The organism is Streptomyces hainanensis (assembly GCF_004348415.1).
GTDB classification, from domain to species: domain Bacteria; phylum Actinomycetota; class Actinomycetes; order Streptomycetales; family Streptomycetaceae; genus Streptomyces; species Streptomyces hainanensis.
Genome location: NZ_SMKI01000734.1, coordinates 1 through 2,406, shown reverse-complemented (window position 1 = coordinate 2,406; position 2,406 = coordinate 1). Strand labels below are relative to the sequence as shown.

Below are 2,406 nucleotides of genomic sequence, written 5' to 3'. Positions count from 1 at the left end.
GCCCACCCACTTCGACTACCCGAGGGACGACCACAGCTTCCGGCGCGGCGTGATGCGCTGCGTCGGCATCGGCAACTGCCGCTCCCACGAGGGTGGCGTGATGTGCCCCTCGTACCGGGCCACCGGCGAGGAGGAGCACTCGACCCGGGGCCGGGCCCGGCTGCTGTTCGAGATGATGGGCGGGCACGCGGACTCCCCGCTGACCGACGGCTGGCGCTCCACCGAGGTGCGGGACGCCCTCGACCTCTGCCTGGCCTGCAAGGGGTGCAGGTCCGACTGCCCGACCGGCGTCGACATGGCCACCTACAAGGCCGAGTTCCTGGCCCACCACTACGCCGGCCGGCCGCGCCCCGCCGCCCACTACGCCCTCGGCTGGCTGCCGCTCTGGGCCAGGCTCGCCCAGCCGGCGCCACGCGCCGTCAACGCGCTGCTGCACGCCCCGGGGCTCGCGACGCTCGGCAAGCGCCTGGCCGGCGTCACCGGGGAGCGCGAGGCGCCGCTCTTCGCCGAGCGTTCCTTCCTCGACTGGTGGCGCGACCGGGAAACCCCGGAGCCGGCGCCCGACGACCCGCGCGCCGTGCTGCTGTGGCCCGACACCTTCAGCACCTACTTCCACCCGCACGTCGCCCAGGCCGCCGTCCAGGTCCTGGAGGCGGCCGGCCTCCGCGTCGCCGTCCCGCGGCGGCCGGTCTGCTGCGGGCTCACCTGGATCTCCACCGGCCAACTCGGCCGCGCCGCCCGGGTGCTCGGCGACACCGTCGAGACGCTGCGCCCCTGGCTGGCGGCCGGCACCCCGATCGTCGGCCTCGAACCGTCCTGCACGGCCGTGTTCCGGGCCGACGCGCCCGAACTGTTCAGCCACGACGAGGACGTCAGGCGGCTGGCCGGGCAGACCGTCACCCTCGCCGAGGCGCTGCTGCGGCACGCGCCCGACGGCTGGCGGCCGCCGGCCGTCGACCGCGCCGCCCTCGTCCAGACCCACTGCCACCAGCACGCGGTGCTCGGCCAGGACCCGGACCGCGAGCTGATGCGGCGGGCCGGCATCGACGCGGAGGTGCCCGACTCCGGATGCTGCGGACTCGCCGGCAACTTCGGCTTCGAACGCGGCCACCACGACGTCTCGTTGGCCTGTGCGGAACGCGTCCTGCTGCCCGCCGTCCGCGACGCGGCGCCCGACACGCTGATCCTCGCCGACGGCTTCAGCTGCCGCACCCAGATCGACCAGTCCGACACCGGCCGCCGTGCCATGCACCTGGCCGAGGCGCTGGCCCTCGGCCTGCCCGGCGTCCCGGCGACCCCGGTCGACCTCCCCGAGCTCGCGGCGGCGCCCAGGCCCGAACCCCGGCACGCCGACGGGCCGCTGGTCACCGCGGCCGTGGCCGCCGCGACCCTGGCCACCGCCGCCCTCACCTCCCTCAGGTCGCGCGCCGGCGGGTAGCGTTCCGCGGGCCCCGTCCCGTCGCGGGCGGCGGCGCCGGCGGCTCGCCGAAGCGGCTCAGGGCGAGCGCGCCCACGACGGCGACGACGAAGCCCACGACCGCCAACGGGACCAGCCCCTCGCGGGTGCGGTCGCCCAGCCAGACGACGCCGATCAGCGCCGGGCCGACCGTCTCGCCGACGACCATACCGCCGGTCGCGGTCGTCACCGAGCCGCGTTGCAGGGCCGAGGTCAGCAGCAGGAAACCGGCCGCGCCGCCCGCCAGCAGCGCGTACAGCGCCGGGTCGGCGAGCAGCCCGGGCAGCGCCAGCGAGTCGACGAGCCGGACGGAGACCTCGACCACACCGAACCCGCACCCCGACCCCAGGCCGAGCGCCAGGGCCCGTGGCCGCGCCGGCAGCCGGCCGGCCGCCGCGCCCACCACCAGGACGCCGACCGCGGCGCCGAGCATCGTCCAGCGCAGCGCGTCGGACCCCGACCGGCCGCCCTCCGGGCCCGCGGCCAGGCCGATGAGCGCCAACCCGCCGCAGACCGCGGCCACCGCGGTCCACTCGGCGCGCCCCAGCGAGAACCGCATCAGCCGCGCCCCGACCACGGCCGTCACCGCGAGGCTCGCGGCCAGCGCCGCCCCGACGGCGTAGATCGGCAGGGTGCGCAGCGCCACCACCTGGAGCGCGAAGCCCGCCCCGTCGAGCGACAGCCCCACCAGGTAGCGCCACTGCCGCACCGCCCGCAGCAGCAGCGCCGCGTCCACCCCCGAGCCGGTCCCGGGGGCGGCGCCCCGCGCGGCGATGGCCTGCAGGACGGACGCGGTGCCGTAGCAGACGGCGGAGGCCAGGGCGCAGATCATCCCGAGGAGCACGAGGGCACTCTAGGCAGCGCGGTGGCCGCCGCCCCGGAGCCCGGAGCCCGGGGCGCGCCCGGCCGGTCGGGCCGGCGGCCGGGCACTACGCGCCGATCGCGGCGGC

General features: G+C 77.8%; 2 protein-coding genes. One reads left to right on the top strand and one right to left on the bottom strand.

The features are described from left to right. Window positions 1-1,438: (Fe-S)-binding protein (locus E1283_RS35355; RefSeq protein WP_207930664.1), on the top strand; the 1,438-nt coding region annotated here is incomplete at its 5' end. Here the strand turns inward: E1283_RS35355 and E1283_RS35350 are convergent. Further along, a complete protein-coding gene (locus E1283_RS35350; RefSeq protein ID WP_132822255.1) occupies window positions 1,416-2,288 on the bottom strand; it encodes a DMT family transporter in 873 nt (290 codons plus the stop codon). The genes E1283_RS35355 and E1283_RS35350 overlap by 23 nt on opposite strands. Window positions 2,289-2,406: the final 118 nt, after the last annotated feature.